13 protein-coding genes are annotated in these 14328 nt (G+C 70.2%); 2 read left to right on the plus strand and 11 right to left on the minus strand.

Annotated elements, in window-relative coordinates:
• Nucleotides 1–19 precede the first annotated feature (19 nt).
• Genes QH290_RS35525 through QH290_RS35545 form a run of 5 tightly spaced genes read right to left on the minus strand, consistent with a single transcriptional unit; the run spans nt 20 to nt 7341 of the window.
• Complete coding sequence (locus QH290_RS35525; protein ID WP_280387780.1) at nt 20–1618, minus strand: chloride channel protein; 1599 nt, start codon at nt 1616–1618, stop codon at nt 20–22.
• A 35-nt stretch (nt 1619–1653) separates the two neighbouring features.
• The gene (locus QH290_RS35530) at nt 1654–4101 is read right to left on the minus strand and encodes an SAV_2336 N-terminal domain-related protein (protein ID WP_280387781.1); all 2448 of its coding nucleotides are present in this window, start codon (nt 4099–4101) and stop codon (nt 1654–1656) included.
• Nucleotide 4102: 1 nt separating this feature from the next.
• Nucleotides 4103–5134 (minus strand): AAA family ATPase, encoded by a 1032-nt coding sequence (locus tag QH290_RS35535; protein ID WP_280387782.1) that lies wholly within the window; start codon nt 5132–5134, stop codon nt 4103–4105.
• A gap of 16 nt (nt 5135–5150) precedes the next feature.
• Complete coding sequence (locus QH290_RS35540) at nt 5151–7028, minus strand: S1 family peptidase (RefSeq protein WP_280387784.1); 1878 nt, start codon at nt 7026–7028, stop codon at nt 5151–5153.
• 7 nt (nt 7029–7035) lie between these two features.
• Nucleotides 7036–7341 carry a CU044_2847 family protein gene (locus tag QH290_RS35545; protein WP_280387786.1) on the minus strand — a complete coding sequence of 102 codons (306 nt, stop codon included), beginning with the start codon at nt 7339–7341 and terminating at the stop codon, nt 7036–7038.
• A 307-nt stretch (nt 7342–7648) separates the two neighbouring features.
• On the opposite strand from QH290_RS35545, the gene QH290_RS35550 reads away from it, so the two are divergent.
• Entirely contained in the window at nt 7649–8023 is a 375-nt protein-coding gene (locus QH290_RS35550; RefSeq protein WP_280264431.1) for a LapA family protein, read from the plus strand.
• Nucleotides 8024–8055: 32 nt separating this feature from the next.
• On the opposite strand, the gene QH290_RS35555 is transcribed toward QH290_RS35550, so the two are convergent.
• From QH290_RS35555 to rpsB, 5 genes are all read right to left on the minus strand, one after another.
• Nucleotides 8056–8931, minus strand: coding sequence for a phosphatidate cytidylyltransferase (locus tag QH290_RS35555; protein WP_280264472.1), 876 nt, complete (start codon nt 8929–8931; stop codon nt 8056–8058).
• A gap of 117 nt (nt 8932–9048) precedes the next feature.
• Nucleotides 9049–9606, minus strand: coding sequence for a ribosome recycling factor (gene frr / locus QH290_RS35560; RefSeq protein WP_280264432.1), 558 nt, complete (start codon nt 9604–9606; stop codon nt 9049–9051).
• A gap of 83 nt (nt 9607–9689) precedes the next feature.
• Nucleotides 9690–10418, minus strand: a complete 729-nt coding sequence (gene pyrH, locus QH290_RS35565) for a UMP kinase (RefSeq protein ID WP_280264434.1) — start codon at nt 10416–10418, stop codon at nt 9690–9692.
• Between the two features lie 272 nt (nt 10419–10690).
• A complete protein-coding gene (tsf, locus tag QH290_RS35570) occupies nt 10691–11515 on the minus strand; it encodes a translation elongation factor Ts (protein ID WP_280264436.1) in 825 nt (274 codons plus the stop codon).
• 125 nt (nt 11516–11640) lie between these two features.
• On the minus strand, nt 11641–12513 hold the full coding sequence (gene rpsB, locus QH290_RS35575) for a 30S ribosomal protein S2 (protein WP_280264439.1): 873 nt from the start codon (nt 12511–12513) through the stop codon (nt 11641–11643).
• A gap of 309 nt (nt 12514–12822) precedes the next feature.
• On the opposite strand from rpsB, the gene QH290_RS35580 reads away from it, so the two are divergent.
• A complete protein-coding gene (locus QH290_RS35580; protein ID WP_425303692.1) occupies nt 12823–13323 on the plus strand; it encodes a M23 family metallopeptidase in 501 nt (166 codons plus the stop codon).
• Nucleotides 13324–13440: 117 nt separating this feature from the next.
• Here QH290_RS35580 and QH290_RS35585 read toward each other — a convergent pair whose 3' ends face one another.
• The gene (locus tag QH290_RS35585; RefSeq protein ID WP_280387788.1) at nt 13441–14202 is read right to left on the minus strand and encodes a siderophore-interacting protein; all 762 of its coding nucleotides are present in this window, start codon (nt 14200–14202) and stop codon (nt 13441–13443) included.
• Between the last annotated feature and the right edge of the window lie 126 nt (nt 14203–14328).

Below are 14328 nucleotides of genomic sequence, written 5' to 3' on the forward strand. Positions count from 1 at the left end.
GCTGCCTCCGCCGCGGCGCTCACGCGCCACCGGCGTTGTGGCCCGCGAAGATGATCCCCACCGAGGCGCGGCGGTGCAGCGCCGTGCGATACGCCTGCTCCACCTCGATCCGGTGCGCACCGAGCAGCTCGTCGAGCGGCAGGTCGGCCAGATCCGGTACGCCCCTTGCGGATTCGGGCTCCATTGCGCAACCTCCCCCCGGCGAACCGGACCGAGCCCGGTCCCGTGACCGGATTCCGCCGATCGTTGGACTCACGCTGGCTCTTTTCCCTGTAACAGCTGCTTTCAAAATAGCCGAAACATGCCACCGCGAAACCCGCAATTGCCGATGGCGCCTTGGGAATTGACGCTCGGCCTGGCTCCGGAACAGGGTGATGTCACGGGTGCACACGGCCGCGATCGCGACGGCGACCACCAGCCCCACCGGCGGCAGCGACCCGCCAGTGGACTCGACGGCCAGCACGATCGCCGCCAGCGGCGTGCGCACGGCCGGGCCCAGGCAGGCCGCCATCCCGGTCACGGTGAACGCCGCCGCCGGCCCGGGCTGCAGCCCGGCCTCGAACGCCAGCCGCCAGCACAGCGCCCCGGTGGTCGCGCCGATCACCATGGCGGGCCCGAAGACTCCGCCGACGCCCCCGGTGTGCAGCGTCACCGAGGTGGCCGCGATCTTCACCACCGGCAGCACGGCCAGCAGCCACAGCGGCAGCGCCGCGATCGCGACCTGCGACAGCCCCATCGACACCACGCCGTAGCCGGTGCCGAGCGTCATCGGCAGGAAGATCCCCACGGTGCCCAGCGCCGCACCCGCGACCGCCGCGGTGGTCACCGGCCATCGCCGCACCGGGGCCGCCAGTCGGCCGACCGTGTGAAACATCCACACGTAGAGCCGGGCGACCAGCGCGCATACCAGCCCCACCCCGGCCAGCAGGGCGGTCTTACCCGGATCCCACAGCGCACCGAAATCCGCGGCACCGAACATCGGCCGGTAGCCGTACACCGCGACGAAGATCAGGAACGCGATCGGCACCGCGGGCAGCGCGAAAAGCGATGCGGCCCAATCGATTCCGCGGCGGCGCAGCAGTTCTCCCGCCAGCAGTACACCGCCGATCGGCGCCTGGAACAGCGCGCCGACGCCCGCCCCCAGCGCGGCCGTGACGACCAGCCCGCCCTCCCCGCCGGTCAGCCGCAGCCGACGGCCGAGCGCGGCGCCCAACGACGCCGACACCTGGGCGACCGGCCCCTCGGTGCCACCGGAGCCGCCCGAGCCGAGGGTCACCGCGGTGCCGCCGAGCTTGCTCAGCGCGCCCCGCACGGTCAGCCCGGACGTGTCCCGCTCGTTGACGGCCTTGATGACGCCGTCGGTCCCGTTCACCTGCGGGCCGCCCAGCCGGGTCAGCCACACCGCGGTCATCATGCCCGCCGCGACGAGCGGCGGCAGCAGCCAGGCGCGGCGGTCGAGGAACGCCTCCGCCGGGGCGTACCACAGCCCCGCGCCGATCGGTTCCAGCGGCAGCACCGAACCCAGCAGGCCGTGCGTGGTCACATCCAGCAGCGCGCGCAGCGCCACCGCGCCGAGCCCGGCCGCGACCGCCGCCAGCAGCAGCGCCACCCAGCGCACGCCCCATCGTCCGGAGTGCGATCTCCCGGCGCCGCTCATCGCGGCCCGTCGGAGCCACCGGCGGCGTCGAGCAGGGCGCGAGCCTCCGAGACGGCCGCGGTGGCGGGGGCCGTCGTCAGGATGCTCGACAGGGTGGTCGCGATCGCCGGGGGCATCGCATCCGTCGTCACCGCGTGCACGACGCGGGTGACGGCCTGGCGCAGGGCCTCGTCGATCTCCGGCGCGGGCACGGCCGGTAGTCGCGGGGCCGCGTAGCGGAACTGTTCGGTGATGCGATCGACGAGTTCGGCACGGGGATAGGCGGATTGGGTCGCGATGTCCAGATACGCCCGGGCGATCTTGAGCATGAGGATCGCGGTCCGGTCGTCGGTGCCCCCGCCTCCGGCGATACTGCCCTGCGGCGCACCGCCTTTCGTCATGCCCGCGCCGGTACTCTCGTCGGCCGCCCGCCCCGCCGCCAAGTACAGATCCACCGCCTCCCACCCGTGCAGCGGCTCCCCGGTGACCTCGGACCGCCACAGCGTGGCATCGCCGAGCCGCTCGGACAGGTCGGCCCGGATCGGATCCTCGGACTCGGCCGTATCGAGGGCCGTGCGCAACACCCGGGTCGCATCGGTGAGGAATTCGCCGCCGCCGACCGCCGTGAAGCGCCGCATCAGCAGATCCCCCAGCCGCACCAGCACCGGCGTCGGCTCGTCGGTGTCGGGCAGTTCGTCCAGCGCCGCCTTGGAGACCGCGATCGCCTCGTCGAGATCGGCTGGGTCCCCGCGGTTTTCCCAGCGGCGCTGCAGCAATCCGCTCAGCATCGCCAGCAGCTCGGCCCGCTCGGGGCGTCCCACGGGCACGGTCTCGAGGGCGTGACGGGCGGCGGTCAGCGCCGCCGCCTCGTCGCCCGAGCGCGCGGCCGCGTCGGCCTCGCGCACCACGGCGTCGTAGCCGAGCTGCTCCTCCTCGGTCGGCGGCCGATCGCGCGGGTCGGGAAAGTTGGGGGCGATGCGCCGCAGCGTGTCGGGCGACAGATAGGCGAACGGGGAGCCGCTGCCCTCGGCCGGTTGCGAGACGGCCGCGCGGAACACCGGGCCCGGCACGTCGTAGCGCTGCACGATGAACTGCGAGGCCGCGGCCAGCACCCGAGCGGCCTCGCTGCGCGGAATGGCATCGCGCAGAATCTCGGCGACGTCCGGGCGGAACGCGAACACCCTGCTGTCCTCGGGGATCGTGTACGGCGGCGCGGAGCGGGCCGTCGTGTCCTCGATCAGGCCCCCGGCCAGGACCTCGGCCAGCACGCTCGGTTTACTGCCGGGCAGCACGGCCTGCTGCACCAGCCGCATGATCGGCAACAGCAGCGGGACCTGTGCGAGGCTCGCGGCCAGCCGGAACGCCTCCGGCGTCGACGCCGCCCGGAAGCGCCGCACTCGTTCGAGGGCGTGGCGGCCCAGGTGCCGGTCCTGCCGAACGGCCAAGGTGCTCACGGTGTTCGGATCGGGCCGCTCGACCCGGCGCAGCAGCGGGTATCCGGCGGTGCGGCGCTGCCCGGCCAGCAGCTCGGCCCACGGCCGGATCCAGCCGGGCGTCAGCTCCAGCACCGGGATGGCGGTGGTCGGTGTGCCCGCGGGTGCGGCCAGGCGCAGCGGCGAGGGACGGTCGGGGATCACGGAAGTTATTCGTCCGTGGCCCCACTGCAGACCGGTGCGCCGCCACAGGCTGTTGGGCAGCGGCTGCACGATCGCCACCGGAGACAGCGCCGCGAGCCGCTCCAGCTGCGCCGCCGCGCTCCCCCACCCCCAGGCATCGCCCAGGCAGGCGGTGAACACCATCACCACGCGGCGCCCGGACGGATCGGCCAGCGCCGACAGCGGGCGGTCGGCGACGCGGCGGGCGCCGGTGGCCAGCCGCAGCGTCCCCGCCTCGTCCTCGTCCAGGTACCACACGGTGACCTGACGGAATCCGACCGAATCCACCAATCGGCGCACCGCGGCGGCCAATCCGCTCCAGGCCGCCATCGACGGATGGCGGTCGAAGACCAGTGCCGCGTCGCGCCGCCGCACCAGCCTCGGCGTGGTGACCGGCCAGGCGACACCGGTGCGTGCGGTGCGATCCACCGACGCGTCCTCGTCGAAGACGGTCTCGCGGGGATCGGGTAGCCGCTGCGCCAGCGGCCGCAGATCACCGAGCAGGCTCGCCCCCGACTCCAGCGGCGACGGTGCGGGAACGTCGATTTCGGCACGGGCGGGCCAGGCACCGGGGCTTCCCGGCAGCGTCACCGCGCCGGAATCGCGCGGCAGCAGCGCATGCGCCGTCCCCGCGTCCGGGAGCGGCGGCGGTATCGCTTCCGGTTCGATCTCCGGTGGTGAATGCGATTGCGGGACAGCCGAATCCGGCTGGTCGGTGATGTGTTTCGCCAGATACAGCGCCTCGGCCACGGTATCGCCGTCGACATCCAGACCGCGCAGCGCCTCGAGGAGTTCGGATAGGCTCTCCACCTCAGCCTCCGGTGTCGGTGGGCTGCATGAGCCGCTCGGCCAGCCGCTGCCGGTCCACCTCGGCGCCGTCGGCCCGCGTGGCCTGGGTCAGCACGTGCAGCGCGATCAGCAGACGGTCGGTCGGCAGCGTCCCCAGCTCGCTGCGTCGTCTCATAAAAGTGTCGATGATATCGCCGTATTCGTCCACCACCGATCCGCCGAGATGCGCGGCGACGACCCGCTCCAGCTGGGCGCGCTCGGGCCGCTCCAGCCGCAGTTGCAGGCAGCGCCGCAGGAACGCCGGGGGGAATTCCCGCTCGCCGTTACTGGTCATGATGATCACGGGAAAGGCGTTGCACTGCACGAAACCCTCACGCACACCGACTCTTTCGCGCCCCTCGTGGGTGAAGACCTCGACCTCCGGCCGGTGTGCGCGGATGCGGCGCAGCTCATCGATCTGATATTCGCCGTTCTCGAATACGTGCAGCAGATCGTTGGGGAGGTCGACGTCGGCCTTATCGATCTCATCGATCAGCAGCACGCGCGGCTTGGCGTACGGCAGCAGCGCGGTGCCCAGCGGGCCGAGCGTGATGTAATCCGCCAGCCCCACCTCCTCGTCGTCGAGCTCGCGGACCCGGCGGATCTGCGCCTCCTCGAAACGGCGCAGCGCATCGTAGGTGTACAGGCCGTCCCGCAGGGCGCTGCGGCTGGTGATCGGCCAGTGCAGGATCGGGCCCAGCTCCAGTTCGCGCGCGATGAGATACGCCAGCGAGGATTTGCCCAGACCGGGCGCGCCCGTGACCAGCAGCGGTCGGCGGCACAGCAGCGCGGCGTTGATCACGTCGAGGTCGGCGGGCCGCAACTGATGCGCGCCGATGCCGCCGCTGCCGAGCTTGCGGCTGATCTGGGTGGGCTGATCGGGCTGATCCTGCGGGAAGGGCAGCAGGGGGTGCCCGGTGAACGTCCGGGAGATCATCGGTGGCGGCACGTCGTCCCACGCGTTCGGGCGCGGCTCGCTCGTCCCGCGGAATACATGCCAACCGGGTGCCGTCATGTCCACTCCCCTCCCATCACGCCGGGCCCGCGAGCGGAGGCGGACGTCGCCTACTCTGACCTGGGATATCGACTATGTACACAACCTTGCGCCAGAACCGATCCCGCTCCTCGGATTCCTCGCGGGACCGCTGCGCACGCCAGATCTCGCCGTGCCAGTCGACCGGCGATCGCCCGCCCAGGCGCCGGGTCAGGCGGGCGCGGAACGCGCTGCCCGCGCACTGTGCGCCGCAGGCCGCATGCGCGCCGCACCGCTCGTTGCGCCACAGCGTCACCGGCAGCGCGTTGGTCGCCGACGCGGTGAGCACGTGGGCCGTCGGCGGTTCGGTGACACCCAGCGCATCGTGCGGGCCGTCCCCGGCGTCGTCGGGCGCGAACAGCTCCTGCAGGGTGGCGAGCCGGCCCGCGCGCGGATCGTCACATCCGAGCCACAGCAGGCCGTCGGATTCCCGCTGCCGCAACCGATTCCACCGCTCCTCGAGTTCCACGAGCTGCTCGTCGCTCTTCTCCCAGGTGCAGCTGCGCCGCAGCCGCATCGCGAACTTGCTGCTGAACGGCCGCTCGTCCGGCCGCAGCCACTCGTACAGCGGTTCCTCGGTCAGGTGCTCGTCCGGCAGCGCCACGACGATCTCCACCGCGTCGCGCGGGGCGTTGATATTGCTCAGATGCCGGTGCAGCGCGGATTTCAACGCGTGCTTGGCGTGCTCGTATCCGGGATACCGACCGCCCTGACCGAGCGGGATGATCTCCTGATCGTCGAACTTCTGCGCCACCTCGAACCGGTACGGTACCGGCGCGTACTCGTCCGTGCGCGGCCCCTCCTCGGCGACGATGACGCCGAACAGACGCGTGACCGCCACCGACGCCGGGCGCGGGCCCAGAAACAGCCGCTCGAACTCCGGGTAGTCGCGCGGTGGGATGATCTTCTTCGGGATCTTCCGCAGCCCCTCGGCCACCGCGGAGTCGGCGGGCAGGTGGTTCGGTGCCAGCGCGCAGAACCTGGCCAGATCGAATTCCCGGTTCTGACTTTCGGTTCCGACGTACTCGGCCACGTCCCGCAGCGTCACCAGGCGGCCGGGGGCAGGCGGGAAGGTGTCGCGGAACAACTCGCCGACCAGGGCGCCGGAGACGCCGCGCTCCGCCGCGATCGCGATCCGGGCCAGCAGGCCGTGCACCTCGACCAGCCAGCGCCGCACCATCGCCTCCGGGCCGACCAGGCGATCCGCCCACGCCTGCTCGTCGCGATGGTGGCTGTCGTGCGCGGTGACGATCTCCTCGTAGAGGCCGGGCAGGCGCAGACGCCGCAGCCCCTCCAGCAGGTAGGCGATCGCACCGCCCTGCGCGGCCGCGATGTTCTCGCTCGCCTTGACGAAACCGACGACCCCGCCGTGCGCGAGCGACCACACCGGCCCGCCCGACATACCCCGGATGACGCCCCGGTCCCCATCGATGGTGAAGAACCGCGACGGCAGATGCGTGTCGCGGACGCGGTAGCCGTGATAGACCTCCACGACGCGCTCGACATAGCTCGGATTCAGTGCGCTGATGAGCAATTCGTCGCTCGGGGCCAGCGCGGGCTCGCCCATCAGCACACACGGCGCCGCCACCAGGTCGGGGCGCTCGAGGCGCAGGATCGCGTGGTCGTCGAAATCCCACCGGCCGCCCCCGTCCGGCGGCGGGGAGGCGGCGACGACCTCGGCGGCGCACTCGCTGCCCTCGCCGAACGACAGCCGCACGCGGCCCTCCGCCACACCGGCGACGACGTGCGCCGCCGTCACCGCATATCCCGGGGCGACGCGAAACGCGGTACCGACGCGCTCGGCACCGGCTCGGTCCGGCGCGACCGCGGCGGTGGCCCCTTTCAGCAACTCCTCGATATCGGCGTGCGCGGGCACGACACCCTCACAGATCCCAGTCGAGCTTGACCTTCAGCGTCGCCTTCAGTCCGCCCGACGCCAGCACCGCCACGACGCGGCCCGCGTCCAGTGACAGTTCCAACCCGAATTCCACCGATACCCGATCCGCCCGCAGGCCCTCGACACTCTGATGGACCGATGTCGCAACGCTTTTGATCGTGGGAGTCAGGTTCTCCAGCTTGAACCGGTCGCGCAGACCGACATCCACGCCGCCCTGCTCGGCGACGTCCTCCTCGAGCCTGGCGTAGACGACCGTGCCGTCCGGCATCTCCACACGATCGACGTGCGCCATGCCCAAACCCCCAGTTTCCGTAAACGGACTGTGCGCCAACAGTACCGGCCGGGCCACCGTGCGGCACAGGAAACGCCCGGATCACCCCGCCATGGTCGCCCGACCACGGCCCTCCGATCCGGCGTGCCTGCATTACATCATCGAAACACCTTGAGCAGCAAGACCTTTCGAGCAATTCCTGAGCTATTCGGCGGCCCCGCGCGATTGCCACCGGGTAGCGCACATCCCCCGGCCGCGACGGCGAAACGATCCCGCGGAGCTGCCGAATATGCGTGCATTCACCATAGCCATCGGCAATGATCGAGATATGACCAGTGATGCCGCCCCGACCTCAGGCCCGGATCCGCACGCCGACACCCCCGCGCGACCGCAATCGCCGCAGGACCCGCAGACGCCACCGGCCACCCGCCCCACCACCACCCCGGCACCGCGCAAGCGATCGCTCAAGACCCGCACCGGCTACACCTGGGTCGCACTCGTCGCCGCGGCGGTGCTCGGAATCGTCCTGCTGATCTTCATCATCCAGAATCTGGACCAGGCGCGGGTCACCCTGTTCTTCTGGGAGTTCTCGCTGCCGCTCGGGATCACCATCCTGCTCTCGGTGATCGCCGGGGCACTGGTGATGGGGCTGGTCGGAGGGGGACGCATCCTGCAGCTGCGCCGCGCGGCCAAGCGGAAGTGATCCCGGCCAAAAGCATGCCGGGATACCAAGGGTCATAGAAGCGTGGTGAATACCAGCCACGAGACGAATGCCGACGGCAGCATCGAATCCAGCCGATCCATGATGCCGCCGTGGCCGGGCAGCAGCGTGCCCATATCCTTGATGCCCAGCTCGCGCTTGACCTGCGATTCGATGAGGTCGCCGCCCGTGGCCACCAGCACCACCGCGATGCCCGCGAGCACGCCGATCATCGAATTCGCCTGCAGCAGCAGCGTCACGGTGAGCAGGCCGCCGATGATGCAGAACACCAGCGATCCGGCGAACCCCTCCCACGACTTCTTCGGGCTGATCGCCGGCACCATCGGATGCCTGCCGAACAGCACCCCCGCCACATAGCCGCCGACATCCGAGCAGACCACCAGGATCATGAAGGTCAGCACCCGCAGGTTGCCGTCGTCCTGCAGCAGCTGCAACACCGCGAACGCGGCCAGCAGCGGCACCCACGCCAGCACGAATACGGTAATCGCGGTGTCGCGCAGGAAGTTTCGCGGCGTCGCCGACAGACCGTGATCGAACAGCCGCCAGCCCATACACACCAGCGCCGTCGCCGCGAACGCCCCCGCCACGCCGTCGGCCCCGAACGGCCAGGCCAGCCACAGGATCGCCTGCCCGCCCACGATCAGCGGAATCCGCGGCACCAGCACGTCGGCCTCGCGCAGACGCTTGGCGACCTCCCAGGTGGCGACCGCGATCGCCGCGGCGGCCACCCCGATGAGCACCTTCGGGACGAACAGCAGGATCGCGATGAGCGACAGACCCAGCGCGAAGCCGACACCCAGCGCCGCCGGTAGGTTCCGACCGGCACGCTGGGACCTGCCGTGCGGCTGCGCCTCGTGCGCCGCCGACGGCGTTTCCTGTGCCGGCGTCATACCGGTCGCGTCGCTCGCCGGCGTCGCATCGCCGGCGGCGGCTTCTTCGGCCACCATTGTCCCGTCGCTCACTTGTCGTCCGCTCCGTCCCGGCCCGGCGAGGAAACGCCCGAGGGCCTAGACCTCGAGCAGTTCCGATTCCTTGTGCTTGACCAGTTCGTCGATCTGGCCCACGTACTTGTGGGTCACCTTGTCCAGTTCCTTCTCCGCGCGGCCGACCTCGTCCTCACCGGCCTCGCCGTCCTTCTGGATGCGCCCCAGCTCGTCCATCGCCTTGCGACGCACGTTGCGGATGGAGATCTTGGCATCCTCGCCCTTGGCCTTGGCCTGCTTGACCAGCTCGCGGCGGCGCTCCTCGGTCAGCTGCGGGACCACGACGCGAATGATGTGCCCGTCGTTGGTGGGATTCACGCCCAGATCCGAGTTGCGGATCGCGGTCTCGATCGCCTGTAGCTGGCCCTGTTCATACGGCTTGATGACGACCATGCGCGGTTCGGGCACCGTGATACCCGACATCTGGGTGATCGGCGTCGGCGCCCCGTAGTAGTCGACGACAACCCTGTTGAACATGCTCGGATTCGCGCGTCCGGTCCGGATGGCGCCGAGGTCGTCCTTCGCCACCGAGACGGCCTTTTCCATCTTCTCCTCGGCGTCGAAGAGCGCTTCTTCAATCACGACCGTTTCCTCCACAGCGTTTCGTCGTATGTCGGGTGCGGGCTCGGCGGGGACTCACTCCGGGTCCCCGCAGCTCGCGGGGGTCAGGACCGCACCAGCGTGCCGACCTTCTCCCCGGCCACCGCACGGGCGATATTGCCCTTCACCAGTAAATTGAACACCAGAATCGGCATCTGGTTGTCCATACAGAGGCTGAACGAGGTGGCGTCGGCGACCTTCAGCCCGCGTTCGAGCACTTCCTTGTGCGTGATCTCGGAGAACAGGGTGGCATCGGGGTCCACGCGCGGATCGTCGGTGTACACCCCGTCCACCGCCTTCGCCATCAGGACCACCTCGGCGCCGATCTCCAGGGCACGCTGGGCGGCGGTGGTGTCGGTGGAGAAATACGGCATGCCCATACCGGCGCCGAAGATCACCACGCGGCCCTTCTCCAGGTGCCGCTTGGCGCGCAGCGGCAGGTAGGGCTCGGCGACCTGGCCCATCGTGATCGCCGTCTGCACCCTGGTATCCACGCCCTGCTTCTGCAGGAAGTCCTGCAGCGCAAGGCTGTTCATGACGGTGCCCAGCATGCCCATGTAGTCCGAGCGGGCGCGCTCGAGGCCGCGCTCCTCGAGCTCGGCGCCGCGGAAGAAGTTCCCGCCGCCGATGACCACCGCCACCTGCACGCCGGAGCCCACCACCTCGGCGATCTGCTCGGCCACCGTCTGCACCACATCCGGGTCCAGGCCGACGTTGCCGCCACCGAACATCTCCCCACCCAGCTTGAGGAGCACTCGGCGATAACCCTTGCGGGCCGGTTCCGGGTCCGACATCGGTCTCCTTCTGCTCGGCAGACTGGTACACACGCGCGAAAAGACCATCCGGTGTCGGGAGGAACACGGGACGGTGACAAAAGCTCTGTCTATCCTGCCCTACGACCCCATCCGAACGTGAACCGACCCACGAATTCGTGACCCGGCGGCGCACATCGGACAGCGTCACCCCGGCGCCGCGCGGCGGATCGCGGGCGCCGCCCTGACGGCAAGAGCCCCCGCACAACCGAACCTGTTGCGCGGGGGCTCTTTTCGCTGAGCGGATCGACCGGTCAGGCCTGGCCGACCTCGAACCGGGCGAAGCGGGTCACGGTGACACCGGCCTCGTCCAGCAGCTGCTTGACCGTCTTCTTGGAGTCGGTGACCGACGGCTGCTCCAGCAGCACCACGTCCTTGTAGAAGCCGTTGAGGCGGCCCTCGACGATCTTCGGCAGGGCGCCCTCGGGCTTGCCCTCCTCGCGGGCGGTCGCCTCGGCGATGCCGCGCTCCTTCTCGACCAGGTCGGCCGGGACCTCGTCGCGGGTGACGTAGCGGGCCTTCAGCGCGGCGACCTGCATGGCGGCGGCGCGCGCGGCCTCGGCGGCGGCGTCGCCCTCGCCCTGGTACTCGACCAGCACGCCGACGGCCGGGGGCAGGTCCGAGGAGCGCTTGTGCAGGTAGGTCGCGACCGGGCCCTCGAAGGACACGACGCGGCGCAGCTCCAGCTTCTCGCCGATCTTCGCGGCCAGCTCCTGCACGACCTGGTCGGCGGTCTTGCCGTTGACGTCGAGGGCCTTGAGCGCGTCCAGGTCGGCCGGGCGGGCCTTGGCGGCGGCCTCGGCGATATCGCCCGCGACGTTCTGGAACTCGTCGTTCTTGGCGACGAAGTCGGTCTCGGAGTTGATCTCGAACATGACGCCGTTCGACGCGGCGACCAGGCCCTCGGCCGTGGCGCGCTCGGCGCGCTTGCCGACGTCCTTGGCGCCCTTGATGCGCAGCACCTCGACGGCCTTGTCGAAGTCGCCGTCGGTCTCCTCGAGCGCCTTCTTGCAGTCCATCATGCCGGAGCCGGTGAGCTCGCGGAGCCGCTTGACGTCAGCGGCGGTGTAGTTCGCCATCCTGGCGAGCCTCCTTGGGGTTAGGTGTGAGTCCGCTTAGCAACACCATGCCGACCGCTCCCGAACAGGAAGGGTCGGCACAGTGAACAACAACTGGCAACGCGGTAGAAGCGTCAAAGCACCGCTCAGAAGTCGGCCGGGGTCTTGGCGGCCGGGTCTTCCTTCAGCTCGGCCTCGGCCGCGGTCTCGACCGGAGCCTCGGCGGGGGCACCCTCGGCACCCGGGTTGGCCTGAGCCAGCAGCTCCTGCTCCCACTCGGCGAGCGGCTCACCGGCGCCGGCCTCCGGCTTGGCGTCGCCACCGGCACGCGCGGCGCGCGCCTGCACGCCCTCGGCGACGGCGGAGGCCACGACCTTGGTGAGCAGCGCGGCCGAGCGGATCGCGTCGTCGTTGCCCGGGATCGGGTAGTCGACCAGGTCGGGATCGCAGTTGGTGTCCAGGATCGCGATGACCGGGATGTTCAGCTTGCGGGCCTCGCCGACGGCGATGTGCTCCTTGTTGGTGTCCACGACCCAGATGGCCGAGGGGACCTTGGCCATATCGCGGATACCGCCGAGGGTGCGCTCCAGCTTGTTCTTCTCACGCGTCAGCATGAGGATTTCCTTCTTGGTGCGACCCTCGAAACCGCCGGTCTGCTCCATCGCCTCGAGTTCCTTGAGGCGCTGCAGGCGCTTGTGGACGGTCGAGAAGTTGGTGAGCATGCCGCCCAGCCAGCGCTGGTTCACATACGGCATGCCGACGCGGGTGGCCTCGGAGGCGATGGACTCCTGCGCCTGCTTCTTGGTGCCGACGAACAGCACCGTGCCACCGTGGGCGACGGTCTCCTTGACGAACTCGTACGCCTTGTCGATGTAGGTCAGTGTCTGCTGCAGGTCGATGATGTAGATGCCGTTGCGGTCGGTGAAGATGAACCGCTTCATCTTCGGGTTCCAACGGCGGGTCTGATGCCCGAAGTGTGCGCCGCTGTCCAGCAGCTGCTTCATGGTTACGACAGCCATGGCTCTCGTATCTCTCTTTCGTTTGCCGGTTGATGCGGGAATCGGCGATCCCCGCCCTGGCGCCCGAGGCCGCCGGACCCGTAGCGTCGAAGCCGTTCGGGACCAGCCGGCGACCGTGCGATGCAGGCGCGCGAAGTCGGCCCACACGTGGTGAACCGCCCGGCCAGTCTACGCTCCCGCCCTGTTCGGACCTAATCGGTGGTCGAGCGACGGAGTGCGGCGGACATGCCCTGTTCACAACCATGGAAGTTGTCCACACTCGCCGACCACGGGCTTCCGGCGCGGTGCGCTGCGGGACAGGCTGGGTGGGTGCGCAGGGTGATCATTCTCGTTCTCGGGTGGCTGCTGCTGCCGGTCGTGCTGCCCGCGCCCGAGGCCGGTGCGGCGCCGGGCGGTCGATTCGATTGGCCGCTGCAGCCGCGCCCGCCGGTGCTGCGCCGTTTCGACAAGCCGCCGCAGGACTGGCTGCCCGGACATCGCGGCGTGGATCTGGGCGGCGCACGCGGCCAGCCGGTGCTCGCCGCCGGTGACGGTGTGGTGGTATTCGCCGGTGAGGTGGGCGGGAAGCCGGTGGTCTCGCTCGACCATCCGGGCGGCCTGCGCACCACCTACGAACCGGTGCGCGCCTCGGTCCCGGTGGGGCGCAAAGTACTTCGCGGCGAGCCCGTCGGCAGCCTGGACCTCGGCCATGCCGGGTGCACCACCCCGTGCCTGCACTGGGGAGCCCGGCGCGCCCGCGAGTACCTCGACCCGCTGGGCCTGATCCGCCCGGGCCCGCTGCGCCTCAAACCGGTCGGGCGAAACCCGTGAGTGCCCTGCCCGGCGGCCTCCCGACAGCGCGTTTTCGAGAACCGCGCGGATGTAGTCGACGACATGCGACTCATTGCCCGGACGGCCGTCGCAACCTAGCTCGTCGCCGGGCCCGGCTCAGCGGCCTGCGGGGACCGCGCCCTCGCGTTCGGCCAGTTCCCGCTTCCATTCGCGGAAGGTTTCCTCGGTGCGGCCGCGGCGCCAGTAGCCGGAGATCGAGGCTCGGTCCGCGGGGACCGCGCGCTCCTTGCGGATGTACGGGCGCAGATTGTGCATGACGGCCTGGGCCTCGCCGTGGATGAACGCGTGTACTTGTCCGTCGAGCCAGGGCTCGGCGCGGACGGCCGCCACCAGCGCCTCGCCCGGTTCGGCATCGCCGCGGTACACCCAGGTCAGGGTGACTCCGGCGGGGCGGTCGAAGTCGAGTTCGTCTGCGGGGCCTGCGATTTCGACGAATGCCCGGCCGACGGCATCGGCCGGGAGGGCGGCGCAGGCCGTCGCGATGGCGGGCAGCGCGGCCTCGTCACCGGCCAGCAGATGCCAGTCGGCGTCCGGGCGCGGCGAGTAGGCGCCGCCGGGACCGAACAGGTCGATCGCATCGCCGGGCTGCGCGGCGGCGGCCCAGGGACCGGCGACACCCTCGTCTCCGTGGTAGACGAAATCGATCGCGATCTCCTCGGCCTCGGCATCCACCGACCGCACCGTATAGGTGCGCATGGTGTCGCCGTCCGGGCCGGGAAACAGCAGCTTCACGTAGGAGTCGGTGTACTCGCTGGGTTCGAAGGTGGCGAATCCGGGACCGCCGAGGTAAACCCGGATCAGGTGGTCGTTCAGGCGCTCGGTGCGGCGGACCACGAAGCTGTGACGGGTGCGAGCCAAGGAAGACACCTCCATAATTAGGGTTACCTAACTGACCGTAGCACGAAAGTATCGGTGATAGCTCGCGATACATCCGGGCGCTTCGGCCCGGCATCTTCCGTACCGTCCCGATGTCGAGCAGGATGG

It is taken from the genome of Nocardia wallacei, assembly GCF_029869545.1.
Taxonomy (GTDB): domain Bacteria; phylum Actinomycetota; class Actinomycetes; order Mycobacteriales; family Mycobacteriaceae; genus Nocardia; species Nocardia wallacei_A.

Coding starts and splice junctions, on each gene's coding strand:
- QH290_RS35535 (WP_280387782.1), bottom strand. CDS start 5,134: ATGACGGCACCCGGTTGGCATGTATTCCGCGGGACGAGCGAGCCGCGC.
- pyrH (WP_280264434.1), bottom strand. CDS start 10,418: ATGTCGGACCCGGAACCGGCCCGCAAGGGTTATCGCCGAGTGCTCCTC.
- tsf (WP_280264436.1), bottom strand. CDS start 11,515: ATGGCGAACTACACCGCCGCTGACGTCAAGCGGCTCCGCGAGCTCACC.
- QH290_RS35550 (WP_280264431.1), top strand. CDS start 7,649: ATGACCAGTGATGCCGCCCCGACCTCAGGCCCGGATCCGCACGCCGAC.
- QH290_RS35545 (WP_280387786.1), bottom strand. CDS start 7,341: ATGGCGCACGTCGATCGTGTGGAGATGCCGGACGGCACGGTCGTCTAC.
- QH290_RS35555 (WP_280264472.1), bottom strand. CDS start 8,931: ATGACGCCGGCACAGGAAACGCCGTCGGCGGCGCACGAGGCGCAGCCG.
- rpsB (WP_280264439.1), bottom strand. CDS start 12,513: ATGGCTGTCGTAACCATGAAGCAGCTGCTGGACAGCGGCGCACACTTC.